This is a genomic window from Geobacter sp. PheSNFMC, assembly GCF_059620965.1.
In genome coordinates this window covers 1-25,207 of sequence record NZ_JCAMRN010000025.1, presented here as the reverse complement: position 1 = coordinate 25,207, position 25,207 = coordinate 1, and the positions used below count along the sequence as shown (strand labels likewise).

The 25,207-nt window shown below is 57.7% G+C and carries 22 protein-coding genes; 14 read left to right on the top strand and 8 right to left on the bottom strand.

What is annotated here, in order from left to right:
• Window positions 1-36 precede the first annotated feature (36 nt).
• The 12 genes from AC6CDK_RS07395 to AC6CDK_RS07340 all read left to right on the top strand — a co-directional run bounded on the left by AC6CDK_RS07395 (window position 37) and on the right by AC6CDK_RS07340 (window position 12,798).
• Window positions 37-2,517, top strand: coding sequence for a molybdopterin-dependent oxidoreductase (locus AC6CDK_RS07395; RefSeq protein WP_066356824.1), 2,481 nt, complete (start codon window positions 37-39; stop codon window positions 2,515-2,517).
• Window positions 2,518-2,570: 53 nt separating this feature from the next.
• Window positions 2,571-3,617 (top strand): NADH-quinone oxidoreductase subunit NuoH, encoded by a 1,047-nt coding sequence (gene nuoH, locus AC6CDK_RS07390; RefSeq protein WP_039647900.1) that lies wholly within the window; start codon window positions 2,571-2,573, stop codon window positions 3,615-3,617.
• 21 nt (window positions 3,618-3,638) lie between these two features.
• Window positions 3,639-4,037 carry an NADH-quinone oxidoreductase subunit NuoI gene (gene nuoI, locus AC6CDK_RS07385; RefSeq protein ID WP_039647902.1) on the top strand — a complete coding sequence of 133 codons (399 nt, stop codon included), beginning with the start codon at window positions 3,639-3,641 and terminating at the stop codon, window positions 4,035-4,037.
• Window positions 4,038-4,047: 10 nt separating this feature from the next.
• Window positions 4,048-4,551 carry an NADH-quinone oxidoreductase subunit J gene (locus AC6CDK_RS07380; protein WP_039647903.1) on the top strand — a complete coding sequence of 168 codons (504 nt, stop codon included), beginning with the start codon at window positions 4,048-4,050 and terminating at the stop codon, window positions 4,549-4,551.
• An 18-nt stretch (window positions 4,552-4,569) separates the two neighbouring features.
• Window positions 4,570-4,872: an NADH-quinone oxidoreductase subunit NuoK gene (gene nuoK, locus AC6CDK_RS07375; protein WP_039647906.1), complete on the top strand. Its 303-nt coding sequence runs from the start codon at window positions 4,570-4,572 to the stop codon at window positions 4,870-4,872.
• Between the two features lie 53 nt (window positions 4,873-4,925).
• On the top strand, window positions 4,926-6,926 hold the full coding sequence (gene nuoL / locus AC6CDK_RS07370; RefSeq protein WP_192904970.1) for an NADH-quinone oxidoreductase subunit L: 2,001 nt from the start codon (window positions 4,926-4,928) through the stop codon (window positions 6,924-6,926).
• Window positions 6,927-6,959: 33 nt separating this feature from the next.
• Window positions 6,960-8,525, top strand: a complete 1,566-nt coding sequence (locus tag AC6CDK_RS07365; RefSeq protein ID WP_039647910.1) for an NADH-quinone oxidoreductase subunit M — start codon at window positions 6,960-6,962, stop codon at window positions 8,523-8,525.
• A 34-nt stretch (window positions 8,526-8,559) separates the two neighbouring features.
• Window positions 8,560-10,014 (top strand): NADH-quinone oxidoreductase subunit N, encoded by a 1,455-nt coding sequence (locus tag AC6CDK_RS07360; RefSeq protein ID WP_039647912.1) that lies wholly within the window; start codon window positions 8,560-8,562, stop codon window positions 10,012-10,014.
• Window positions 10,015-10,113: 99 nt separating this feature from the next.
• A complete protein-coding gene (tpx, locus tag AC6CDK_RS07355) occupies window positions 10,114-10,629 on the top strand; it encodes a thiol peroxidase (RefSeq protein ID WP_192904969.1) in 516 nt (171 codons plus the stop codon).
• A 138-nt stretch (window positions 10,630-10,767) separates the two neighbouring features.
• Window positions 10,768-11,214 carry a YqaA family protein gene (locus tag AC6CDK_RS07350; protein ID WP_192904968.1) on the top strand — a complete coding sequence of 149 codons (447 nt, stop codon included), beginning with the start codon at window positions 10,768-10,770 and terminating at the stop codon, window positions 11,212-11,214.
• On the top strand, window positions 11,201-12,391 hold the full coding sequence (locus AC6CDK_RS07345; RefSeq protein WP_192904967.1) for a vWA domain-containing protein: 1,191 nt from the start codon (window positions 11,201-11,203) through the stop codon (window positions 12,389-12,391). The genes AC6CDK_RS07350 and AC6CDK_RS07345 overlap by 14 nt, the downstream gene beginning before the upstream one ends.
• A 2-nt stretch (window positions 12,392-12,393) precedes the next feature.
• On the top strand, window positions 12,394-12,798 hold the full coding sequence (locus AC6CDK_RS07340) for a hypothetical protein (protein ID WP_039647918.1): 405 nt from the start codon (window positions 12,394-12,396) through the stop codon (window positions 12,796-12,798).
• A 133-nt stretch (window positions 12,799-12,931) separates the two neighbouring features.
• On the opposite strand, the gene AC6CDK_RS07335 is transcribed toward AC6CDK_RS07340, so the two are convergent.
• The 4 genes from AC6CDK_RS07335 to AC6CDK_RS07320 form a co-directional block, all read right to left on the bottom strand.
• The gene (locus AC6CDK_RS07335) at window positions 12,932-14,416 is read right to left on the bottom strand and encodes a sensor histidine kinase (RefSeq protein WP_192904966.1); all 1,485 of its coding nucleotides are present in this window, start codon (window positions 14,414-14,416) and stop codon (window positions 12,932-12,934) included.
• A gap of 81 nt (window positions 14,417-14,497) precedes the next feature.
• A complete protein-coding gene (locus AC6CDK_RS07330) occupies window positions 14,498-16,099 on the bottom strand; it encodes an ammonia-forming cytochrome c nitrite reductase subunit c552 (protein WP_192904965.1) in 1,602 nt (533 codons plus the stop codon).
• Window positions 16,100-16,124: 25 nt separating this feature from the next.
• Window positions 16,125-16,556 carry a 4Fe-4S dicluster domain-containing protein gene (locus AC6CDK_RS07325; protein WP_318842681.1) on the bottom strand — a complete coding sequence of 144 codons (432 nt, stop codon included), beginning with the start codon at window positions 16,554-16,556 and terminating at the stop codon, window positions 16,125-16,127.
• Between the two features lie 400 nt (window positions 16,557-16,956).
• Window positions 16,957-18,318: a sigma-54 interaction domain-containing protein gene (locus AC6CDK_RS07320; protein ID WP_192904963.1), complete on the bottom strand. Its 1,362-nt coding sequence runs from the start codon at window positions 18,316-18,318 to the stop codon at window positions 16,957-16,959.
• 267 nt (window positions 18,319-18,585) lie between these two features.
• Between AC6CDK_RS07320 and AC6CDK_RS07315 the strand changes: the two genes are divergently transcribed.
• Window positions 18,586-19,872: an OmpA family protein gene (locus tag AC6CDK_RS07315; protein WP_192904962.1), complete on the top strand. Its 1,287-nt coding sequence runs from the start codon at window positions 18,586-18,588 to the stop codon at window positions 19,870-19,872.
• 141 nt (window positions 19,873-20,013) lie between these two features.
• Here AC6CDK_RS07315 and AC6CDK_RS07310 read toward each other — a convergent pair whose 3' ends face one another.
• Window positions 20,014-20,907: a peptidyl-prolyl cis-trans isomerase gene (locus AC6CDK_RS07310; protein ID WP_192904961.1), complete on the bottom strand. Its 894-nt coding sequence runs from the start codon at window positions 20,905-20,907 to the stop codon at window positions 20,014-20,016.
• Window positions 20,908-21,168: 261 nt separating this feature from the next.
• Here AC6CDK_RS07310 and AC6CDK_RS07305 point away from each other — a divergent pair, with 261 nt between their 5' ends.
• Window positions 21,169-21,624: a hypothetical protein gene (locus AC6CDK_RS07305; protein ID WP_192904960.1), complete on the top strand. Its 456-nt coding sequence runs from the start codon at window positions 21,169-21,171 to the stop codon at window positions 21,622-21,624.
• 14 nt (window positions 21,625-21,638) lie between these two features.
• On the opposite strand, the gene AC6CDK_RS07300 is transcribed toward AC6CDK_RS07305, so the two are convergent.
• From AC6CDK_RS07300 to AC6CDK_RS07290, 3 genes are all read right to left on the bottom strand, one after another.
• A complete protein-coding gene (locus AC6CDK_RS07300) occupies window positions 21,639-24,161 on the bottom strand; it encodes a helicase C-terminal domain-containing protein (RefSeq protein ID WP_192904959.1) in 2,523 nt (840 codons plus the stop codon).
• A 109-nt stretch (window positions 24,162-24,270) separates the two neighbouring features.
• On the bottom strand, window positions 24,271-24,546 hold the full coding sequence (locus AC6CDK_RS07295) for a cytochrome c7 (RefSeq protein WP_192904958.1): 276 nt from the start codon (window positions 24,544-24,546) through the stop codon (window positions 24,271-24,273).
• 135 nt (window positions 24,547-24,681) lie between these two features.
• Window positions 24,682-24,969, bottom strand: coding sequence for a cytochrome c3 family protein (locus AC6CDK_RS07290; protein WP_192904957.1), 288 nt, complete (start codon window positions 24,967-24,969; stop codon window positions 24,682-24,684).
• Window positions 24,970-25,207 lie beyond the last annotated feature (238 nt).

The following is a 25,207-nucleotide window of genomic DNA, read 5'->3' as shown; positions in this document are numbered from 1 at the left end:
CTGTAAGTCATACATCCGAGGGAGACAGAGGTCGAGATGGTAACTCTTACAATCGATGACAAGCAGGTAACGGTACCTAAAGACGCTACCATATTTGATGCCGCCAAGCAGGCAGGAATCAGAATTCCCATACTCTGCCACGACAAGAAGCTGCACCCCTTCGGCGGGTGCCGGATGTGTCTGGTCGAAGTCGAGCAGATGAAGGGTCGTCAGATCCCGGCCTGTACTACACCCGTAACTGAGGGAATGATAGTCCGGACTATGACCGATGAAATCGTCAAGGCCCGGAAAATGGTCCTTGAACTGCTCCTGCTCAAGCACCCCATCGACTGCCCTGTCTGCGACGCCGCAGGGGACTGCGATCTTCAGAATCTAACCTATGAATATGGCGTAGATACCAACCGCTTCACTGATGAGAAATTTAATTGGCAGATTGACTATGTGAACCCGCTTATCGAGCGGGACATGAATCGTTGCGTACATTGCGGCAAATGCGCGCGGATCTGCGACGAAATCGTGTCGTTCGGAGCATATTCCTTTATCAGTCGCGGTATTGAAGCAAAGATCGGCACTGAATTTGATGGTCCGCTCAACTGTGAGTTCTGCGGTTCTTGTGTCTCAGTTTGTCCCGTTGGCGCGCTGATCAGTCGTCCGTTTAAGTTCAAGGCTCGCTGGTGGGCACTTAACAAGGTGAAGACGGTCTGCTCCTACTGTGGGACTGGATGTCAATTGACGCTTGGGGTCAAGGACAACAAGGTTCTGACCACCATCTATGATGAAAACCAGGGTTTTCACAATGGTCAACTCTGTACCCGCGGACGGTGGGGGTATCAGTTTGTTAACAGTTCAAAGCGTCTGACCACGCCGCTTATCAGAAAGGGCGGCACATTGCAGCCTGCCAATTGGGATGAGGCGCTCAGTTTGGTCACCGACCGACTCAAGACCTCTAAAGAGGCTGCAGCCACGTTAGTAACCCCGCGCCTCACCAACGAAGAACTTTACCTTCTGAAGCGGGTCATCAAGGATGTTGTCGGGAGCGACAGCATTGACCATTCCGGGGGATACGCACATGCGGCTCTCACGGCCGGCGCCAAGGAAAGTCTTGGATTTCCCGGTTCACCGTCAGTCATTGCTGACATACAAAAGAGCGAATTGCTCCTGGTCATCAAGACCGATGCGTACGAAACGCACCCTGTCATCGGTTTTGAGATTAACCTTGCTGTCAAGCGCCAAGGCACAGCGCTCCGGATTCTTTCGGACAAGAAGGGCAAGCTCTCTCGACTTCCCGGCGCCCAGACCTACGTCCACGCACCCGGTGCAGAACTGGCGCTCGTCAACGCACTCGCCAAGACGATTGTCGATGAAGGTCTTCACGACGCCTCCGGCGTCGGAGCCATCAAAGGGTTTGACGCTTGGCTCAAGAGCATTGAGAACTGCACTGCTGAGCAAGCAGCTTCCCAGTGCGGAGTTACTGCGGACACCATCAAGGCGGTGGCGCGTGAGTACGCAGCAGCCGGCAAGGCTCTGATCATGCTTCCCCTTGGAATGGGGTACTCCGGGCATGGCAAGGACCTCGCCCAGGCACTCATTAATCTCGCACTTCTTACGGGCCGAATAGGGAAGGAAGGGTGCGGTGTGCTGATCATGGGCGAAAAGAACAATAGCCAGGGCGCAGCGGATCTCGGGATTCATCCGACCACCAACGGGCTGGACGCCCAGGCAATTCTGACCGGGTGCGCGGCCGGTAATGTCAAGACGCTGTATGTGGTAGGAGAGAACCCGGTAGTTTCCTACCCCAACCGGAAACAGGTTGAGGCTGCCTTGGATGCGGTTGACTTCCTTGTCGTTCAAGACCTGTTCCTTACCGAAACCGCAGCAAAAGCGGATGTGGTCCTTCCCGCATGCTCCTTTGCGGAAAAAGAAGGTACATTCACAAGCCTCGGTGGAGCCGTTCAGCGTGTTAATAGAGCGATCACTCCTCTTGGTGACAGCCGCAGTGATTTTGACATTCTGAATGAGCTCCACGCACGGTTGACTGGGCAGCCAGCCTATGCCAACCAGAAGGCGGCATTCGTTGATCTCGCTGCTACAACACCAGGCTACACAGAGCTAACCCTTGAAGGATTGGGTGATGCGGGGGCCGTCAGAGTCAACAAGTGCGCCGCGTCCTTTGTGCCGGTTGTTGCCGGTACGACGGCAACCGAGGCAGGGAAGTTCGCACTCCTGACGGGAAGTGCCCTGAATCACTCCGGCACACTATCGCTTTACGGCGAAGGGCCGATGCTGGTCTGTCCGGAAGGATATCTGGAGCTTAACAAGGACGACGCCGCGAAACTCTCTGTTTCCGAAGGGGAGACAGTGACCGTAAAGTCAGCAACCGGGGAGCTCCGCCTCAAGACTAAGGTCAGCACGCGTTTGCCGCAAGGCGTAGTGTTCGCACCGTACCATTTTGCAGAATCATCGATCAATTCGGTGACGGACGCCACGGCTATTACGTGGGTTTCTATCAGTAAATAAGCAAGTAATAGTCACCAGTTTCCTAACAAAAGACAGAAGAGGAAGAGGAACACATGGGATACGAACTGTTCGGACTGCCAATGATCTACTACGTCTCCATGGTAGCAAAGGTCCTTGTGGTATTCGTGTTCGTCCTGCTCACCGTTGCTTATGCAACCTACGCAGAGCGAAAGATCATCGGCCACATGCAGGTGCGGCTTGGACCAATGCGAACTGGCTGGCATGGGCTTCTTCAGCCGATTGCTGACGGCCTGAAGCTCTTCTTCAAGGAAGAGATTGTCCCCAGCCAATCAGACAAGTTTGCATTTTTGATTGCGCCGATCATTTCACTTGTGCCGGCCTTTATTGGGTATGCAGTCATCCCGTTCGGCGAAACGATTGAAGTGGCTGGATACAAGATCCCCCTGCAGATTGCCGGCTACTATGATACTGCCTCAGGGCAGGTTGTGGACATGAACGTCGGCGTGCTCTATATCCTGGCACTGGCTTCAATGGGTGTCTACGGGATCGTTCTGGCAGGGTGGTCTTCGAACAGTAAGTACTCGCTCCTCGGTGGGTTGAGAGCCTCGGCCCAGATGATCTCCTATGAACTGGCTGCCGGCTTGGCGATCATATCCGTCTTCATGCTTTCGGAATCACTTTCGCTTCAAAAGATCGTAGCCGACCAGGCCAATGGAGCATGGTACTGTTTTAAACAACCGCTCGCCTTCATTCTCTTCTTCATATGCTCGCTCGCTGAAATAAACCGGACGCCGTTCGACCTGCCCGAAGCGGAAACAGAGCTGGTTTCAGGCTATTGTACCGAATATTCGAGTATGAAGTACGCCATGTTCTTCATGGCAGAATACGCGAACATGGTGACCGTTTGTGCTGTGACCACCACTCTTTTCCTCGGTGGATGGCATGGTCCGGCCTTCCTTCCTGGTTGGGTCTGGTTCATCGCTAAGGTATACTTCCTGATTTTTGTCTGCATGTGGATTCGGGCGACCTATCCGCGCTACCGGTATGATCAACTGATGCGTTTGGGATGGAAAGTTTTCCTCCCGCTTACCCTGGTGAACATTATTGTCACGGGTATAGTAGTGTCGCTCCAATCGTAACTCCACTACGAGGTCACAGCCATGATAATGCCGTTAATTAATGGACTCAAAATCACGTTAAAGCATATGTTCATGAAGCCGGTAACGCTTCAGTATCCTGATGAGCGGCCGACTCCATCCCCCAACTTTCGCGGCCTTCATGCACTTAAGGTATCGCACGACAAAGCAAAATGCGTGGCGTGCTATCTTTGTCCCACAGTATGCCCGGCAAAGTGCATCACGGTTGAGGCTGGCGAAGATGCAAATCATGACAAGTATGCTGAGCGTTATGAAATCGACATGCTCAGGTGCATCTTTTGTGGCTACTGCGTTGAAGCCTGCCCTGTAGACGCTCTGAAGATGACGGGCCAGTTCGAGCTTGCAAACTATAAGCGTGAAGACTTCATCTTTGTCAAAGAGAGACTCTTAGAAAAGAAATAAAGGAGCAGCAATGGAAACGTTCTTCTTCACGATCGTGGCAGCGGTTGCTGTACTGGCCAGCATACTGGTCATCACCTGCAAGAACCCGATCAACAGCGCGCTCTCCCTTATCCTGACGTTCTTCTGTCTTGCCACCTTCTACGTGATGCTTGACGCTCCGTTCATGGCGGCCATTCAAGTGATCGTCTACGCGGGAGCCATTATGGTGCTAATCGTGTTCGTCATAATGCTCCTCAACGTGCGTACTGAGGCCGGGAGACGTACTTCGCACACCGTGCTCCTTGGCTCGCTGGTCGGCATTTTTACACTTGTCCAACTGTTTTATGTCCTCAATCGGAGCTCCCTCACCGGCAACAAGGGTGATATCAGCCCCGAACTGATCCATCGGATTGGACACACCGAAATCATTGGCAAGGCGCTCTACACTGACTTTCTGTTGCCATTTGAGGTGACATCCATTCTGTTGCTTGTTGCCATAATTGGTGCCGTTATTCTGACCAAGAAAAAAATTTAATCGACAGGGGTGAAGCACATGGTTTCCTTGCACAGCTACCTGATAGTAAGCGCAATACTGTTTTCGATCGGCACCATTGGCGTTCTCATCAGGCGCAACGCAATAGTCGTATTTATGTGTGTCGAAATGATGCTGAATGCAGTGAATCTGACATTTATTGCGCTCTCCAGGCATCTCGGCAATGTTGATGGACAAGTTTTTGTCTTCTTTGTCATGGCTGTAGCAGCGGCTGAAGCTGCCGTAGGTCTGGCGCTCATGATCGCGTTCTACAAGAACCGCGAGTCCATTGACGTGGAAGATATCAAGCTCATGAAGCTGTAGCCGAGAGAGCAGATATAAGAATTCTGAATTTCTCGCTATAAAAGGAGTCAGGAATGTTCGAGTACGTATGGCTGATACCCCTGTTTCCCCTGATCGGTGTCATTATTAATGGCCTATTCGGGAAATCAATCAAGAACGAGAAGGTAATCGGTGGCATTGGCGCACTGATGGTGTTCTGTTCATTTCTCGTGTCGTGCGGAATTCTCATTCAGTTGCTCTCCCTCCCCGTGGAGGAGAGGTTCTTTGAGAAATCCCTCTTCACATGGATCGCTGCCGGCACATTTAAGACGGACATTGGTTTCCTCATCGACCCGCTCTCGACCCTGATGATCATGGTGGTAACCGGTGTCGGTTTCCTGATTCACGTTTACTCAATAGGCTACATGCACGGCGAAGAAGGGTTTTATCGGTACTTTACCTACCTGAATCTCTTTACGTTCTCCATGCTGTTGCTGGTTCTCGGCAGCAACCTGCTCCTGATGTTCGTTGGTTGGGAAGGCGTCGGTCTCTGTTCCTACCTGCTCATCGGTTACTACTTTCATAAAAAATCAGCTGGCGACGCCGGTAAGAAAGCATTCGTCATGAACCGGGTCGGCGACTTTGGCTTCCTTCTCGGTACATTTGCGCTGTTCTGGTACCTTGGCCAGAACCATAATATTTGGACCATCAACTTCCGTGAACTATCCGCCAATGCTCATTTGCTTCCCGTAGGTGGGATAGTTACGGTCATCGCGCTCTGCTTCTTCCTGGGAGCCACGGGTAAATCGGCTCAGATTCCGCTCTATACATGGCTTCCCGACGCCATGGAGGGTCCCACTCCCGTATCTGCCCTCATCCATGCGGCGACCATGGTTACTGCAGGTGTGTACATGATCGGCCGCTTGAATTTCGTGTATATCAGATCGCACGAAACCATGATGATTGTTGCGGTAATCGGTGCGGCTACCGCCATTTTCGCCGCCACCATCGGTACAGCCCAAAATGACATCAAGCGGGTTCTGGCATACTCCACCGTCTCGCAGCTTGGTTTCATGTTCCTTGCCATGGGTGTCGGTGCGTTCACTGCCGGTATCTTCCATCTCATGACTCATGCATTCTTCAAGGCTTGTCTGTTCCTCGGTTCCGGCTCGGTCATTCACGCAATGCATCATGCGCTCCACCATGCGCACTCCCACGACGATCCGCAAGACATGCGTAACATGGGGGGCCTGCGCAAGGCCATGCCAATCACCTTCCTGACTTTTCTTGTTTCCACCATCGCCATTTCAGGCATACCTGGCTTCTCCGGATTCTTTTCAAAGGACGAGATTCTCTGGGCTGCCTTTGCCAACCCGTTGCACGGTAGTCTCAATGTGCTTCTGTGGGGTACGGGCATCATTGCCGCAGGATTTACCGCATTCTACATGTTCCGCTTGGTGTTCATGACGTTTACTGGCGAGTGCAGGATTAACCCGAAGGCCAAGGATCACCTTCATGAGTCTCCCTTTGTCATAACCTTCCCCCTGATTGTCCTCGGCATACTCGCCGTGGTCGGCGGCTATGTCGGAATGCCCAAGATTCTGGGCATGCTGCCCAACTACCTTGAGCACTACCTGGAGCCTGTCTTCCTCGGATCCCATGAGTTCATGCAGCAACAACTGCAGGGGCACGGGGAAGCACACTACAGTCATGCCTTTGAGTTCGGAATCATGGGAGTGTCGGTACTCATTGCACTGGTCGGTATATCTATTGCCTATGTCCTCTATGTGATGTCGCCGTCACTTCCAGCAAAGTTTACATCCACTTTCCCGGCGCTCCACAGGGCTGTGTACAATAAGTGGTATGTGGATGAGCTCTATGATTTCCTCTTCGTTAATCCATGCAAGGCTCTTGGCAATTTCCTCTGGAAAGGATTCGACGTTGTAGTCGTCGATGGTATGGTCAATGGAGTTGCCGCTGTTGTGAAAGGATTCGGGAGCGTTCTCCGGAACACCCAGACCGGTTACGTGCACAACTATGCCTTCTCCATGGCTGTTGGCGTGGTGGTGATCGTGGCGTTTTACCTCTTCCGCTAACAAAGCATTACTAGGACTAAAGGAGCAGAGTTCATGAGCCAGTTTCCGTTAATCAGCGTGATGACCTTTCTTCCACTTCTGGGGGTCGTACTGCTCTTCTTCGTTCCCAAGCAGAGCCACTCGGTGCACAGGATGCTTGCCTTGCTGGTTTCTCTGGTGACCTTTGTCGTGTCGATACCTCTGGTTACTGGTTTCCAGAGTAACGCCGACTTTCAGTTCGTGGAGAAAATGCCGTGGATAGCAGCTGGTCCGTTCCAGATGAACTATCACGTTGCAATCGATGGTATCAGTCTCTGGCTCGTAATCCTTACGACGTTTATCATGCCGATCGCCATCCTTTCGACGTGGACTGCGGTGGAAGAGAAGGTCAAGGAGTATATGATCTGTCTCTTGCTGCTTGAAGTGGGGATGCTTGGAGCCTTTGTATCGCTTGATCTCTTCCTGTTCTACATCTTCTGGGAAGTGATGCTGATTCCGATGTACTTCATCATCGGGATCTGGGGCGGTAAAAACAAAATTTATGCTGCAGTCAAGTTCTTCATCTACACAATGGTTGGCTCTCTGCTCATGCTGGTCGCTCTGGTCACGCTCTATTTCAAGGCAGGGGCTGGTGATTTCAATGTACTCAGATTCTATGAAGCAACTCTGGATCCGGCAACACAGGTCTGGATGTTCTTGGCCTTTGCCTTGGCATTTGCCATTAAAGTTCCCATGTTCCCTCTTCACACGTGGCTTCCGGATGCTCACACCGAAGCTCCGACGGCCGGCTCGGTTATTCTGGCCGCAGTGCTCCTGAAGATGGGAACGTACGGTTTCGTTCGCTTCGCAATACCGCTTTTCCCCGATGCAACCGATAAATTCACTCCTCTCATTGCCACGCTTTCGGTCATTGGCATCGTGTACGCCGCCCTCGTCGCAATGGTTCAAGAAGACGTCAAGAAACTTGTGGCGTACTCATCCGTTGCTCACTTGGGCTACGTGATGCTGGGAGTGTTCGCACTGAATCTGCAGGGGCTTTCCGGTGGAATGCTGCAAATGCTCAACCACGGGGTTTCTACTGGAGCACTGTTCCTTATCGTCGGTTTTATCTATGAGCGCCGCCATACTCGACTGATTACGGATTTCGGGGGACTCGCCAAGCAAATGCCCGTGTTCGCGACGATATTCATGATCGTCACGCTCTCCTCGATAGGCCTTCCCGGTACGAACGGCTTCGTGGGCGAATTCCTTGTTCTCCTCGGTGCGTTTGAAAGTGAGTTGCGTTGGTATGCAGTGATCGGTACAAGCGGAGTCATCCTTGCTGCCGTCTACATGCTCTGGATGTTCCAGCGCGTTATGTTCGGCGAGCTGTCGAATCCCAAGAATCAGACCCTGTGTGACCTGAATGCGCGGGAAGTCGGGATCATGCTGCCGCTGCTCGTTCTGATCTTTGTGATGGGTGTTTATCCCACCCCCTTCATCGAGAAGATGAGTCCGTCGCTTGAAAAGCTCGTTGTTCATGTGAAGACTAAACAGCAAGGCGCTGTTGCGCAGGCCATGCCCGCACCTGCCGCGCCGCAGGCCATGCCTGCTGCTGTTGTGCCTGCAGAACATAAGTAAATCCGTCTCAGAATAGCCACCGGAGGGATATTAGATGGAAACAATCGTACTCCCAGTCATTAACCTCGCCCCCATCATGCCCGAGGTCATACTTGCGATCTTCGGCATGGCGTTGCTCCTCGTGAATGTGTTTGTGCCGAGCGAGCAAAAGGCCTATCTGGGATACCTGAGCCTTGTAGGCATTATCGCGGCCGGCGTAGCAACCATCGGGGGATGGGGAGTGTCCCTTGACGCGTTCAGCGGCTCCGTCGTGCAGGACAATTTCGCTCTCTTCTTCAAGGGGATATTCCTGCTATCGGCCGGGTTGACGGTACTGATCTCCGACCACTACATGAAGCGCGAAGGGTGCAATCAGGGGGAGCTTTATCCATTGATCCTTTTCGCGACCATGGGAATGATGCTCATGGCGTCCGGAACGGATCTCATGACGGTATTCCTCGGTCTTGAAGTGCTGTCAGTCTCACTGTATGTCCTTGCAGGATTTAATCGCGCCAATCTCAAGTCGAATGAGGCAGGACTCAAGTACTTTCTTCTCGGTGCATTCTCGACAGGCTTTCTTCTCTATGGCATGGCATTGACCTATGGGGCAACAGGGACGACCAAGATCCCTAAGATTGCAGAATTCGTTGCGTTCAACGGCATGGTGGCTCAATCTCCCATGTTCTACATAGGCATGCTCCTCATGGCGTCCGGTTTCGCGTTCAAGATCGCCGCCGCGCCCTTCCATATGTGGACTCCTGATGTCTATGAAGGCGCTCCGACACCGATGACCGCCTTTATGTCCGCAGGCCCCAAAGCAGCCGGTTTCGCTGCATTCATGCGGGTTCTGATCATCGCGTTTCCCTCACTCAAGGCGGACTGGTCCGACCTGTTGTGGATCCTTGCAGTACTCACCATGACCGTCGGTAACCTGATTGCTCTCAATCAGGACAATATCAAAAGGATGCTCGCCTACTCGTCCATTGCCCATGCCGGCTATGCGCTCGTCGGTTTCACCGCCGGAAACGCAGAAGGATCCGCTGGCATTATGTTCTACATGCTGTCTTATGCATTCATGAACATCGGAGCCTTCGCCATTATCATCCTTGTGGGCAAGAAGGGCGAGGAAAACAACAATGTCGCGGACTATGCCGGATTTGCCACGAAACATCCGGTTTTGGCGCTGGCCATGTCGATCTTTCTGTTTTCCCTGGCGGGCATGCCCCCCACGGCAGGATTCATCGGCAAGTTTTATCTCTTCTCGGGAGCCATCAAGGCCGGATACATCTGGCTCGCCATTATTGGCGTACTGAACAGCGCCGCGTCCGTCTACTACTACCTCAGGGTGATGGTCTACATGTACATGAAGAATCCGACCGAGGAGTTCGATTGGATGACTCTTTCCCCTGCCGTTATGCTCTGCATACTGATTGCTGTGGTGGGTGTCCTCGTTCCTGGTGTGGTTCCTTCGTATCTTCTAGAGCTCGCCCAAAAAGCTGTCTTGCTTTAGCCGGCAGAATGAGTTCGTGAAAAAAGCCCCTCTGTGTAGGGGCTTTTTTCGTTCGAGTCTGTTAGAATTAATACCATATCAGCCACAAGGAGGAGACCCATGGAGGAACGATCAGGCATAATCACATTCAAGGGCAATCCCATGACATTGTTGGGGCCCCAGCTCAAGGTCGGGGATCAGGCGCCGGAGTTCAACGTGGTAGATACGTCACTCGCGGCGAAGTCCCTCAAAGATTACGCCGGGGCTATCAAAATCATCAGTAGCGTGCCTTCGCTCGATACGCCGGTCTGCGATGCGGAGACGCGGCGTTTCAACCAGGAGGCTGCATCGTTGCCGGCCAATGTCGTGGTCCTTACCATCAGCCTTGATTTGCCGTTTGCCCAGAAGCGCTGGTGTGGTGCCGCGGGCATTGACCGCGTGGTTACCCTTTCCGATTACCGGGACCGCTCGTTCGGGCTCGCCTACGGGGTCCTTATCAAGGAGTTGATGCTCTTGTCCCGCTCGGTGTTCGTGCTGGATGGCGGCGGGGTTGTCCGTTACCTTCAGCATGTGCCGGAGGTCACCTCCGAGCCTGACTACGCAGCGGTCATCGCCGCAGTGCGTGCCATACTCTGATAGCCCTCATTCAACCCGGCAGGAAACGTGAACTGCCGGGTTGAACCCCCTCAGTACGGATCACTCCGGATGGTGGCAGCCTTGGGTGGGAATGGATAGCCGTTGACATCGTTCGCTGCCATCCGCTACTGTTCTATCATGGAACAACAGCTTGCCGCTCACGGCCTGATTGCCCTTTTCGTGGTTAGTTTTCTTGCCTCAACCCTTATCCCTGTCGGCTCCGAGTGGCTACTTGTCGTTCTTCTGACTCAGGATTACAGCCCATTGGCCGTTACAGCCACTGCCACAGCCGGTAACATCCTCGGCGCCTGTACGACTTGGGCCATCGGCATGTGGGGAGGTGTATACTTGGTGCGGCGGGTTCTTCGAATATCGGAGGACTCCGAACGCAGGGCAGAGCAGTTCTATCGCCGGTATGGTTCCTGGTCGCTTCTCTTGTCATGGCTGCCAATACTCGGAGATCCTCTCTGTTTGGTGGGAGGTGCCCTGGGAGTCGGATTCGGCCGGTTCGCGCTGCTGGTCGGGATCGGAAAGCTCGCGCGCTACTCGTTCATCACCTGGGTGACGGTCCATGCTGTCAACTGAACCGTCCGGCCATCGGGAACTCGAAAATACCATTGTGCGTTTGCTGAAGCGCCGTCCCTTTTATGGTCAATTCCTCCTGGCAGTGCGTCGTGAGCAGCGTCCCGGTTCCTTCCCCCTGGGGATAACCTTTCGGGATGGTGTCCTCGTCTTGGTGGTGGATCCTCAGCGATTCGACGCCGAGTCTCCTGCTGCCAGGGAAGGCCTGCTCGAGCATTGCGTCAAACACGTGATTCACCTTCACATGGTGCGACGAAAAGGGCGCAATAGCCATGATTGGGATGTGGCCTGCGATCTGGCCATCAACCCGTCCATTGAACACCTGCCCGCCGATGCGCCGCTTCCAGTTCATTTCTCCGTTGACGATGGCCTGGCTGCCGAAGATTATTACAACCTGCTCTCCAACCCGTTCGATGCCGGAAGCTTGGAGGGGCAGGGCGCGGGGCGGGCACGCAAGGATGAAGGCGGTGCCACTGGGGAGGGGTGTGACCGCGACCTGAACGCCACTACGGTTGACGACCACGGTGCCTGGGAGGAGGCGGACTCGACCCCGTTTCGACTTGCCGAGGAGGTGGTGCGCGGCATGGTACGGGAGGCTTGGCGACAGGCCGATGGTGACGTGCCTGCTGATATCCGTCATGTGATAGAGGGAATGCTTGCACCCTCTCCGATTGCGTGGCAGCAGGTGCTGCGGCAGTTCGTTGCGGCTGCTGGTCGCATCGGTCGTGAAGCGAGCTGGCTGAAGGAGCACCGCCGCTTCGCCCACATGACGCCCGGCATCCGCAAACGGCGGCGGTTGAATCTGCTGGTCGGGATCGATGTGAGCGAATCCACCGACGCCGTGGAGCTCCGGGAGGCATTTGCCCGGGAGTTGGTCCGGATCTCCCGCGGACGCGATGCAGAGATAACGGTTCTGTATGCCAACAGTCGGATTCAGCGGATGGAGAGCTTCAGGGGAGCGCTGGGCGTGACCGAGGTCTACCACGGCGGTGGATTCACGGATCTTCGCCCTGTCTTTGAGCATGCACGGGCCATGATTCCCCGCCCCGCAGCGATCATCTACTTGACCGACGGGGCCGGACCCGCCCCCGCGCACATGGAGTTCCCTACCCTGTGGGTGCTGACGCGTGAAGGGGAGAAACCCGTTCCCTGGGGGGCAGAATTGAGGCTGGAGGTATGACCGTGGAAGAACTCAAGCCGATGACTACAGAGTCGGTCAGAGAACTGCTGGAAGAGGCTGGGGCTGAAGTCATGGCACGCTCGGGAAGGACGGAAAGCTACAGTGCGCCCCGGGACTTTTCCTTCGAAGTCAGGGCCATCTTCCCCAATGGCATGGGGCTACACATCGTGGCGCGGCAGTTCAACTACCGCGATCCGTGGGAAGCAACAGGGCGAGTCAACGACCTGGTCGATGTTTCGCTACTGCGCGAGGGCGTCTACACGTCCCTTCCCAAGGGATACCCATGGTTCCAGGGAGGCGATCTGGAGGAAAGAGTCGACGAGGCACGACTCCGGGACCTCATTGCCTGTGTCCGCGATGTCAATCCAAAGCTCTACCTGCTCCAGGAGTTGACTGGAGACTTGTAGCAGCGCAGGCAGCCGTTGGCAGAGCCTGCAACCTTGGGCAACTGGGAACCAATGGACCTGTGTAGAGCCGTGGCGGGTCAGAATCGGCCTTTACCAAGGCGGCTCGTAGCAATCGAAGGAGACTTGGCCGTGCTTACGGCACAGTAAAATAAAATGTCGCCCCTTCCCCGACCTTGGCTTCCGCCCAGACCTTTCCTCCATGACGCTCAATGATGCGGCGGACCGTGGCGAGGCCGATGCCGCTTCCTTCGAACTCGCTGGCGGAATGGAGCCGCTCAAAGGGGATGAAGAGCCGATGGGCGCGTGACATGTCGAATCCGGCCCCATTGTCGCGGATATAGTGGGCCGTCTCTCCTCCGAGCTCGCACCGCCCGAACTCGATCACGGCCGTCTCTTTGTCTCCCGTATACTTCCAGGCATTGCCCACCAGGTTTTCGATCACCACCCTCATCAACCTCCGGTCGCCATTCACTACGACACCATCCGCAATAGCCACCGTCACGTTCCGTTCAGGGAGACGAAACCGGAATTCCTCAATGACCATCAAGGCCATATGAGAAAGATCAACCGGCTCGCGTCGGATTTCTTCCCGCCCGAGTCGGGCGAGGCCGAGCAACGATTCGATGAGCCGGTTCATCCGCTTGCCAGCCGTCAGAATCCGTTCCACATAGCTACGTCCCGTGTCGTCGAGTCGCGCACCGTAGTCGTCCAGCAGGATCCTGCCGAACCCGTAGATGGAGGTAAGGGGGGTGCGCAGATCATGGGAGACCGAGTAGCTGAAGGTTTCGAGCTCGCGATTCGCCTCCTCCAACTCCGCGGTACGCTCTGCGACCCGCTGTTCCAGTTCGGCATTGACCCGCCGGGCGTGCTCTTCGGCCTGGCTTCGTTCGGCAACCTCGCGCTTGAGCTCGCCGTTCACCCGGCTGAAAAAAACGAGAACGGCCGTGGTCAGGACAAAAAAGAGAGAATGGATGAGAACGATCTGGGCCCGCACCACTGCCAGAGTCTGCCCGAACGGAGTATAGGGGAACGAGACGCTGATTCCTCCCAGAATTGAGCCGGGGCGGTGGTGCTCCGTCATCTCATGGCAACGGAAGCAGGCCGCATCCGACTTGAGGGATGCCATGAGCCTGAAAACCTTACCGTTACGGCCACGCTCCACTGACCAGGTCTCGGCTTTTCCTCCCGCGAAGCCGAGCAGGGCGTGCTCTTCCCACTCGTCAGTGCGGTTTGCCGGATTCATGGGGTCGCTGCTGGTAATATGGACCGACACATCCTGAATCCTGCGCAGTTCTTCCCCCAGGAGCCGGGTCATGTAGGCCGGGTTGATCCTGGTCAGTTTCAGGCCGTCCGTGGTCTCCACGTCGCGCTGTGGGTCTTTCATCAGGTAGGGGTTGGGACGAATCGCGTCGGATATGGGCAGGAAGAAACCGCCATGCTCTGCATTCCACTGCCGGGTGGCGATGATCGTGCGCAGGATGGAACGCCCCATTTGTGCCGCGAGCTCTTCATAGTGCTCGGATGCCAGGTGGAGGTTGAACCAGAGGGAGAGGCCAGTCACTGCCATGAGAAGGGCGAGGATCAGATAACTGTATGAAACGATGTTGCTGCGATGCATGGGACGGATGACCTTTCTCGTCAGAAAGCCCGGGCTTCGCGAGCAGCCCGGGCTTTCTGACGAGGAGCAGGAAGGAAAGGGTTACTTCTTGGGTTCCATGGCATCGTTCAGGAGCTTCACCCCTGCCTTGGATGCCGCAATGGAGGAGGTCAGGCTGTCGCGGGCCAGTTCGGGATTATGGAAACCATCACTGTTTTCAGCAGTCCAGTATTCCCACAGTACATGGGCTTCCTCATGCTTCTCCCGCGCTTTCGCAAGGACATCTTCGCCGATTCCCATCCGCTTTGCAGCGGCGTAGGTATCGATCAATTGACCGAGCCAGTATTCTGCCTTGCGCATCTTGCCGCGGATGTAGTTACGGGTTCCTTCGATCTGGTAGGACTTCTGCTCCACGGTGCTCTTGGGGTGGCAGCCGAGGCAGGCTTCTTTCACATGGTGGGCAGGACGAATCACACCGTGGGATTTAAACGTCTTGCCGTCCTTGCCCTTCATGCGCGGCATGTGGCAGTCGGCGCAGCCGACGCCGGCCCGGTCATGAACGCTGCCTGCATAGGTTTCGGCTTCCGGGTGCTGCAGCTTCACGAGGCGTGCCCCCGTGATCGCGTGCTTGAAATCGTAGAAATCGAGCTTCTTGTAGTGTGCGAGGAGGTCCTTTGCGTTCTTGAGTGGAAAGTGGTTGGTGCGCTGGTCGTCGTAACCCACCTTCTGGCCATCGGACCATTGGAAGCCCGCGTTACAGTTGTACTCGACATGGCACTGGGCGCACATGAGCCGCGAATCGGTCTTCTCCATGACGCCGATCTTGCGGAAGCCGTCGCGGAATGAAACGATCTTGAGGTCGGTCTTGCCATTCTTGGCAAAAATGTTGTCGGACGGATCCTTTTCAATGGCCTGGATCAGGCCGTCACGCACCACACGGGGCTGGGTGCCGTGGGGATCGTGGCAGTGGATGCATCCCACCGGATTCTGGGTGTCCTTGGCCACGGCAACGATGTCGGAGCTCCGGTCCCACTTGGCCTTGGGGTCCTTGTCACCCATGAACTTCCAGGTGAGGATGTGATCGGATGTCTTGCACTGAATGCAGGTGGGGTTTCCGGCCATGGCGGTTTCCGGGAGCTTTGCGCCGGTGTCGGTCAGGATATCCCACGTCTTGCCGGTGGCATCCATGCCCCAGGCGCCTTTCTTGTACTGGAAGCGTCCTCCCTGGAAGCGGTCGACGATGAACTGGTCCACCACCATGAAGGCGTGCCCCCGGGGTTCGTTGTGCTCGAAGGTGAAGCCGTGGCCCGCCAGGAGTTTGTCCTGCATGGGAGAACGACCGGTGGGGATCCCCTTTTCCTTGCGGGGCTGGGCCTCGTAATTGACCGTGAAGAAGCTGTCGTATTCGTTTTTGTGGCACGAGCCGCACTTGGCCGGATCCAGGTTGGTACCCGGCTTGTTCTCATAGTTGGCCAGGTGCTCCTTGAGGTTGTCGTGGCAGGACTCGCAGGAAAGACGGGCGTGCTTTGATCCTTCCTTGAGAGCTTTGACCTCCTCGTGACAGCCGTAGCATGCCTCCCGTCCGTCTCCTTTGGCCCCCGTGGCGGCAGGTTTGCCCTTTGCCGCCGTGGAGAGCACCGGGATCGACAGGACAACGGCCGCTCCCGCGGCAACCGCCAGTACAGCCAGTCGTTTCTTCCACATACGTTCTCTTCTCCTTTCGTGTTGGTTATGGCCTGCCGTTCAACGGCTCGATGCTCATCGCTTTCGGCTTTGCCGGGCAGGCGTGCCTGCAGCCGCCACAGCCGGTACATCTCCGTTTGCTCACCCGTATGGTCCTGCCGAAGATGAGGGTAAGCGCTCCCTCGGGACAGCGCTCAATGCAGATGGAACACCCTTCGCGTACCAAGCAGCGGTCACGGATCAGTCGCGCCCTGCCGATCAGCGTGCGTTCCCCCTCGTTTGGCATCGTCAGAACGCCCTTGGGGCACGCCCCGGCGCAGAGGTAGCAAAGGGTGCAGCGTCCCTGGGAAAAGTCGAGGTACGGTCCCTGCAGGCCGGAATCCCGCACGATTATGGCCGAAGGGCAGACATCCCGGCAGGCGGTGCAGCCGCCGCAGAAGCCCGACGCAGTCTCCCTGAACCGCGGCGGCCGGCACACGGGAGCAGCCGCCCCGGCTGTTCGCGCCGCGTTCCGGTACCCTGGCAAGAATCGGGACAGAAACCGGCGTACTTCCATTGTTCCGCCTTTGCTTATTTCATGGGCATCTCAGGTGCTGACGCGCTGCGTTGGATCTTCATGCTGAAGAGCTGTCTATAAAATTAGCAAACATTCAAGGATGTGCAACGCGTGGAGAGGCATGTACTGCGTTGTGGGCAGTTGTGCGTCCGGAAAAAATCGTCTGCCAGCGGATGAGCAGGTTGCGTACCAACCATAACTCAAAAGTGAAATATCGGCTAATTAGCCGAAATTACTGATGGGCGAGAGAGTGCTGTGGTGAGAGAGTGTGCTTCGAGAACTGGTAAAGTGTTACGTAAGGGTAACGTGTGTATCGAAAGCGTTACGTGGGGCCCATCTGTTTCAGTTTTTCCCAGAGGGTCTTGCGGGAGATGCCGAGGAGCTGTGCCGCCACTCCTTTGCGGTTGCCGGTTGCCCGCAGTGCTTCGCGGATGGCCTCCTGCTCGGCGTCGGATACTGCCCGGGAAAGGGTCGCCGCCGAAGCGGGGCGTGTCGGCGCCGCAGGTGCAGCTGTGATGAAGTAGGGGGCCAGATCGGCCAGAGTAACCGTCTCGCCCAGCGACAGGGCAACGCCCCGCTCAAGGGCATTCTCCAACTCCCGGACGTTCCCGGGATAGTCGTAGTTCAGGAGCGCCTTGCGGGCCTCAGGATCGATGGCTCGGACAGGCTTGCACATCCGTTCGGCATAGACGGCCAGAAAGTGCTCGGCCAGGGGGAGGATGTCTTCGCGGCGTTCCCGCAGCGGCGGCAGATGGACCGGGATGACATTGAGGCGGTAAAAGAGGTCTTCCCGGAAGGTGCCACGCTCGACTTCCCTGCGCAGATCCTTGTTGGTGGCGGCAATGATCCGCACATCCACGGCGATCTCGCGGTTGCCGCCGATCCGCTCCAGGGTCTTTCCCTGGATTACCCGCAACAGCTTCGCCTGGGCGGCCAGGGGCATTTCGCCGATTTCGTCGAGAAAAATGGTTCCCCGGTGAGCCTGTTCGAATTTCCCCTTGCGTTCCCGCACCGCTCCCGTGAACGCACCCCGCTCATGGCCGAAGAGCTCCGACTCCAGGAGCGTCTCAGGCAGAGCGGCACAGTTCACCTTGACGAAGGAGTTCTTGTGACGCGGGCTCATCTGGTGGATGGCGCAGGCCACCAGCTCCTTGCCCGTACCGCTCTCGCCGGAGATGAGAATCGTGGAGTCGAGGGCTGCCGTGGCCCTGATCATGTGGAACACCGGTTCCATGGCGTGACTTTTTCCGATCATGCCGCCGCAGGAGAAATCGGCCCGCACCTGCTCCCTTAAAGAGATATTTTCTTCCTTGAGGCGCTCCTTCTCGGTGATGTCCCGCGAGATGAGGAGGGTGCCCTCGTAGGTCCCGGTCTCGTTTCTGATGGGGTAGTAGCTGTTTTCGAAGATTTTTCCCCTGACGTGGATCACGCGGGTGGAAAAGGGGATGGCACCACCCTTCAGCCCGGCGATGAGGCGGCGGATGCGCCTTTCGGACGCGGGTGAGTGAATGGAAACGATGCTGCGCCCCAGATAGTTGGCGGCGATGATCCCCCGGATTTCTTCGGCAGCCGCGTTGATGTAGCGGATTCTGTCGTCGGCGTCGGCGAAGATGATCCCTTCGCCCATGCTGGCGAGGATTGCCCTGAAAACAGGTAGCTGGAGCGGTTTGGATTCAGTGTGCACAGTAGTCTCCCCTATATGTTACCTGACCGTAACACGGCAGCGATTTCGACTCCACCATTTTCCCGTGAGTCCATTCCGTTACAGGGAAAAGTCGTCAACAGCCACCTGTCGGTTGACATCGATTCATCGTGGCGTATAATTGTGCCCAATCAATGAGCAGAGTCACATCCCCATGTCATGAGCAGCGTACCGTAAGGTTCAGGCCCGCGGCGTTCCGACGCGGGCCTGAACCGCGACGCGGCATCTACTACCCAAAGGAGGTCATCAATGAAGCAACGAATCGTGCCCGGACTGCTTGCCCTGGCCGCAATAGCCGTCACGGCCGCGCCAGGACTCGCCGAAAACAGGAGCGGAGCAGGGTACATCTCTCCCTTTGTGGGCGGCTACACGTTTGACGGCGCACAGCACCTGAAAACCCGTCCGACTTTCGGCCTTAGAGGCGGCTACAACCTGGACAAGAACTGGGCCGCCGAACTGCTCTTCGGCTATGTTCCCACCAAGCAGAGCAGGGGGCAGGGAAATGACGTGGACGCCTACCGTTACGGTCTCGACGTCCTCTATAACTTCATGCCCGACAGCGCCCTGGTGCCGTTCCTCGCCGTAGGCGGCGGCGCTTCCACCATAGACCATCCAGAAGGGGTGAGCGACGAGCATGAGCAGTATGTGAACTACGGCGGTGGCCTCAAATACTTCGTGACCGACAGTTTCGCATTCCGTGGCGACGTGCGGCACATCTACATGCTTGGCCCCGAAAACCACAACTTCGAATACACGCTTGGACTCAGCTACTTCTTCGGGGGCGAGCGTCCCGCCCCGGCCAAGGTCGCAGCGATTCCCGAACCGCCCAAGGCCGTTGAGCCGCCGCCTCCGGCCCCGGCGCCCAAGAAAGAGATGGTACCGCCTCCCCCGCCCCCTGCGCCCAAGGACACGGACGGCGACGGGGTCATTGATGACCTTGACAAGTGCCCCGATACCCCCGCAGGCGTGAAGGTGGACAGCGTTGGTTGCCCCCTCGACACGGACAAGGACGGCGTCTACGATTACCTTGACAAGTGCCCCGACACCCCTGCCGGCGTGAAGGTGGACAGCGTCGGTTGCCCTCTCGATACTGACGGCGACGGCGTCTATGACTATCTGGACAAGTGCCCCGATACGCCCAGGGACTTGGCGGTCGACGCCAAAGGATGCCCCGAGCGCGTCTGTATCACTCTCGGCGTTCAGTTCGACACCGACAAGGCCGTGGTTAAGCCCCAGTACCATGACGAGATCAAGAAGGCCGCCGACTTCCTGAAGGAGTACCCCGAGGCGACCGCCGTCATTGAAGGGCACACCGACAGCGTCGGGAGCGATGCCTACAACCAGAAGCTTTCGGAGCGGCGCGCCAAGGCGGTCATGAAGTATCTGGTCGACAAACTCGGCATCAACGCCAAGCGCCTTTCGGCCAAGGGCTTCGGTGAGTCAAAGCCGATCGCCGACAATGCCACCGAGGAAGGGCGGTACAAGAACCGCCGGGTTGTGGCGACCATCGACTGCGGTATGAAGAAGAGACGGTGATTCACGTCTTCCCGCAAAGGAGAAACGGCGCGTTGCCCAGGCAACGCGCCGTTTTTTTGCCCGCGGTAACGGGCGTGCTGCATTGCCCATGGCCTGAAACCAGGCAGCCGGGCTATCCTGCCTGCCTTCACCCGCCGGTGGCTACTTCTCCCCGCCTGGCTGTTTCTCCCCGGTTACGGGCAGTTCCACTCCCGCCTGTTTAGCAGCCCCGTCAATAAATTCCCGCAGCCTGTTCTGCTCAGCCTCATCCTGCAGCCTGGTGCGCAGGGTTTCCTTTACCTCGTCGAAGGGGAGGGTCCTTTTCTCCTTCCGTTCATCCACCTTGACGATGTGATAGCCGAAGGAGCTCTCAACCAGGCTACTCACCTCGCCGGCCTTGAGGGCGAACACCGCCTTCTCGAATTCCTCGGAATTGGTTTGTCCGGGAGTGATGGCGCCGAGCAGGCCCCCTTCTTTTGCCGACTCGGTGTCCTCGGATGCCTCTGCGGCCACGGCGGCAAAGTCTTCTCCCTTGTTCAGCCGTTCGAGTACCCCTTCTGCCTTTGTCCTGGCCGCCGCCTTGGCCTGGCTGTCGGCAGCGTCGGCGATTCCAATGAAGATGTGCCGGACCATGGCCTGCTCAGGCATGACAAAGTCCTTGGCATGCTCCTGGTAGTAGGCTCGCAGTTCTGCATCGGACACCTTCACGCCTGCAATGACGACCTTGGTCAGGTATTCGCGGGCCAGGAAATCGTCCACAAAGTAGCCGAGCCGTTCCCTCACCTCGGGCTTGCGGTCGAAGCCCTCTTTCCTGGCTATCATGGCAACAGCCCGGGTCTGCAGGATTTCCCTGGTCAGAAGCGCCCGTTGCTCCGGATTTTTTCGGAGCTGCTGCTGCGCTTCGGCCGGCAGGGCATCGATGAGCCGATCCAGGTCCGCCTCCCGCAGGGTGAACTCGCCCGCCTTCCCCACCACGGGGTTGATTTCCTCCGCCCGGGACACCCCTGCAGCCAAGGCAACGAGGAGCGCGCCCACCAGTAACGTCCTTGAAGTCATGTGTCCTCCCTCTGTCATGATGGTGTGGAATGCGTATTCATGTGTTTCTCCGACCTATTAGCACAGACCCGAGGGAAAAGCCAGCGCCACCTGGGGCATGCAGTGTCGTACCACGTGGACGGGTATCCCCGGCCACCCGCCGCGTCTCCTGATACCCTTCCTGTCCTCAACCTGCTCAACAAAGTTGTAAAACGATATTTTATTTGATAAGGTGTATGCCACTTGCCGACAACGGCGATTACTTCACATCAAGGAGTTGTCATGGCACAGGTGTTTGATTTTACACGACTGCGCAGGCTGACGATTATTCACGTGTTTGTCCAGGCGTTTCTCTTGATTCTCCTTGTCGGCACCTCCTCGGTGCTTCTCGGCAAGGTCCCGTCCCAGGTTTTCATGAACAGTGTCATCAGGGTCGTGGTGCTCCAACTGATCCTCTTTTATCCCGTGTACAAACTCGCGGCTTCGGATGCGGAGCGCGAGGTGGCATCGGCCGCCACGGGGCTTGCCGCCGACGAGATGCAGGCCCTGCGACGCAAGAGGGTATTCAGCGACATCCTCAAGGGGGCGCTGATCATTTTTTTCTTCACGTTCATCCTGAGGGCTCCCGGCGCCCCCCAGATCCAGTTCTCCATCCTCGCCGTCTTTCTCCTTTCCTATCTGGCCTACTTCCAGTGCTTCAACTCGGTGGCCAAGCGGCTCATGCGCGCCAAGAGCTAAGGCGAACTCCTGCGTTACGGCGGTGGCGGGGCCGCGAAGAACTCAGCCATGGCTCCGAAGACCTCCGCCGAAGAGCCGGTCACCAGCCGCACGGGGGGCAGCGACCGGAGGAAGTGCCCGCCGTAGTTTTTCGTCAGGACCCGGCTGTCGAGGATGAGGACCGCGCCCCGGTCTTCCCTGCTTCTGATCAGTCGTCCGAATCCCTGCTTGAACTTGATGACCGCCTGGGGAACCGTGTACTCCATGAAGGGGTCGCCTCCGCCGGCGGCAATGTGCTCGGCCCGGGCCTCCAGGATCGGTTCCGTGGGAACCCTGAAGGGGAGCCGTGTGAGCGCCACCAGTTCCAGGGCCTTCCCCTGGACGTCAACTCCCTCCCAGAAGGAGTCGGTGCCGAAGAGCACGGCGTTGGGCTCCTGCCTGAACCGGGCCAGGAGGTGGTGCCGGTTGACCTCTCCCTGGCGCAGGGGGGTGAGTCCCCGCCGCTTCAATGCCTCGGCCATCCTGCCGAAAAGTTTTGCCAACAGATCGTAGGAGGTGAAGAGGACAAAGGCGTGCCCCTCCGAGATGGCCAGCCCCTGGTGAAGGGCCAGCTCCAGGGCCTCCTGGAAGCCGCGCGAGGCGGGTTCCGGGATGTCGGCGGGGATGCCCACGAAGGCCTGGTGCTCGTAATCGAAGGGGGAGGCCAGGAGGAGTCCGGTGACCCGGTCCTGTTTCAGGAGGGCGATGCCTGTCCGGCCGGCAAGATAGTCGAACCGCTCTCCCACCGCCAGGGTGGCGGAGGTGACGATCACGGTCCGGAAGGCGTCGAACAGGGTTCGCTTGAGGGCTGCCGCCACCTCCAGGGGGGATGAGCAGAGCCGCACGACCATGCCGCTTTTCCCCCGTTTCACCTCGAACCAGCGGCAGACCTCGCCCTCGCGGCCGATGAAGAAGATCAGGTCACCGGCCACCGCTTCGAGCCTGCCGGTGATTCCCCGCAGGTCGATGAGGAGCCCGGCAAGCTTTTCCCGTATCTCCTCCGGAAGACGCACGCAGGCCGTGAGAACCCCTTTCAACTCCCGCACGTAGTCGTTCAGGTCCGCGGCCAGTTCCCGCACCTCGTCGTCCACCACCCGCCAGAGCCGGGAGCCGAAGAGCGACGGCGTCACCCGCAGTTTCCGCTCGCCCGTCGTGCCCCCCCGTTCCGACAGGTGTCCCACGAGGGCGATGCCGATGGCGTCCATGGCACGGGTGACGCCGTCGGCCAACTGCTGACGGCGGGGAATGAGGGTGCCGTCGATCCGCTCGGCCAGGTCCCGGTAGAGTTCGTCGAGGGTTTCGGGCATTTCCCGGGCAAGCCCTGCCGAAAACTGGGGCAGGAGTCCGCGTTGGGGCTTGCGCGGGTTCTGGAGCCTTCCCAGGAGTTTCAGCAGTCCCGTGCGGGAGACCTGGGCCGACAGGTGGCCCGTGGCCACGTCCTCCAAATGGTGCCCCTCGTCCACGATGAGCCGTTCGAAAGGGGGGAGGATGGCGGTGGAGCGGTAGCCGGCCTCCTGGCGCAGGGCCAGATCGGCCATGAGGAGCGAGTGGTTGACCACCAGGACATCGGCACTGGCCGCTTGACGACGGGCGGAGTAAAAGAAACAGCGGGCATAGAAGGGGCAGCGGACCCGGTTGCACTGATCAGCCTCGCAGGCCACCTCCTCCCACGCCTCTTCCTTGGGAATGAAGGAGAGATCACTCCGGCATCCTTCCCCGGTGGTCTCGCTCCAGGCCATGATGGCCTCCAACTCGCCGGCGGCGGGGTCGTCGGCGAAGAGCGACGGCTCGGCCTTGACGGCGGCCAGTTTGCGGCGGCAGAGGTAGTTGGAGCGTCCCTTCACGAGCACGGCCCTGAAAGAGATGCCCGCGTGTTGTTGGAGAAAGGGGATGTCCTTGCGGGTCAGTTGTTCCTGAAGGTTGATGGTGTTGGTGGAAACCACCACCCGCTCCTGGTTGCGGATGGCCCAGAGAACGGCGGGGACCAGGTAGGCCAGCGACTTGCCCGTACCCGTACCCGCCTCGATGACCGCCACCCGGTCGTCGTTGAACGCCTCGGTGACGCGGAACGCCATCCTGAGCTGCTCGTCCCGGTACTCGTAGCCGGGGAGGTTGTCGGCGAGGACACCGGCCGGCGCGAAGATCCGCTCGATCTCCGGGAACGACAGCCTTTGGGTTTCCCGCCGGGCAAAGGGGGGAACCACTTGGTAGCAGTTCTCGGCCCGGTTGTCGATAATGGAGAAGCCCACCCCCTGGTTTCCCAGGAGCGAGGCGATCTCCACGTCGGCCTGGGAGGGGGTGAGAACACCGGAGGGGTGGTTGTGGATCACCACGTCGCCGAAGCTGGTGGCGATCATGATGGCGGCCACGGCATCCCGGTTGCCCCGGGCAAGGGGCTCCACCTCCACAACGAGGAGGTTCTCGTCCGTGCGCCCCAGAAAGAAGACCTCGTTGTCCCCGGCGTCGGTGATGGCCGCGCGCAGGTCGAGGATGGCCTGTTCCGAAAAGTAACGTTTCATTGCCCTGAGGATACCGGAGCGGGGGAGGCGGGGGCAAGGGGATTCGCACGAAAAAAGGGCGGATCGCTCCGCCCTTTTTTCGTGCATGCCGGGGTATGCCGGTGCCGGATTACTTCTTGTGGCACTCGCCGCACTTGGTGGGGCCCTTCTTCATTTCCTCGTGACAGCCCTTGCAGGATTTGCCGTGCGCCATTTCCTTGCCGAACCCCTCGATCTTGCCCGGCGTCTTGCCGTGGCATACGGTACAGTCGGGGATGATCGTCTGGTGTTTCTTGTGGTCAAAGGTGACGTTGCCGTTCTTGGCGGTGAAGGTCATGGTGTCGGCGGCCAGGGCGGCGCCGGCGGCGAAGAGGGTGAGGGCCAGGGATGCGATCAGTCTTTTCATGGTGATTCTCCTTTCGGGTGTGTGTGCGAAATCGCATGGTCCCAGTGTAGGAGGTTGGCCCCGCTGTCCGCCATCGACATCTATCGCCGTGTCACCCGATGTCGGGTTTGCGGCGGGCATGACGTGTCAGTGGAATCAGGGAGTTAAGCCACCCTTGTGGCAATCGCCGCAACGGGTCGGCCCCATCCTCATCTCTTCGTGACATCCTTTGCACCCCTTGCCGTGGGCCATGACCTTGTCGAATCCGTCGATCCTGCCCGGCCCCTTTTCGTGGCAGCCGCGGCATTCGCCCAGGGCGTCCTGGTGCTTTTTGTGGGGAAATACCACGGCACCGATCCGGGTCGGATAGGTGATCCTGTCGATGGCGCCGGCAGTGCCCGCCAGGATGGTGAGGAGAGCCGCAGTTGCTGGAATGAATCTCATGGTCACGCTCCTTTGCAGGTGAGTTCGACGCTGTGCGAGCCGGGGCGGGATCGCCGCCAGTGTTCCGTGAGGGGACCTTCGCGCCATGGGGTTCTTTGCCGGCGCAAAACCTGTTACAATAGCAGCCTATGGATAACCTTGCCGAACACAGCGACAGGACGCCGACCCCCATCGTGGCCATCGATGGGGCAACCATCCGCCGGATCCGGGAGGCCAAGCGGCTCACCCAGCTCTACGT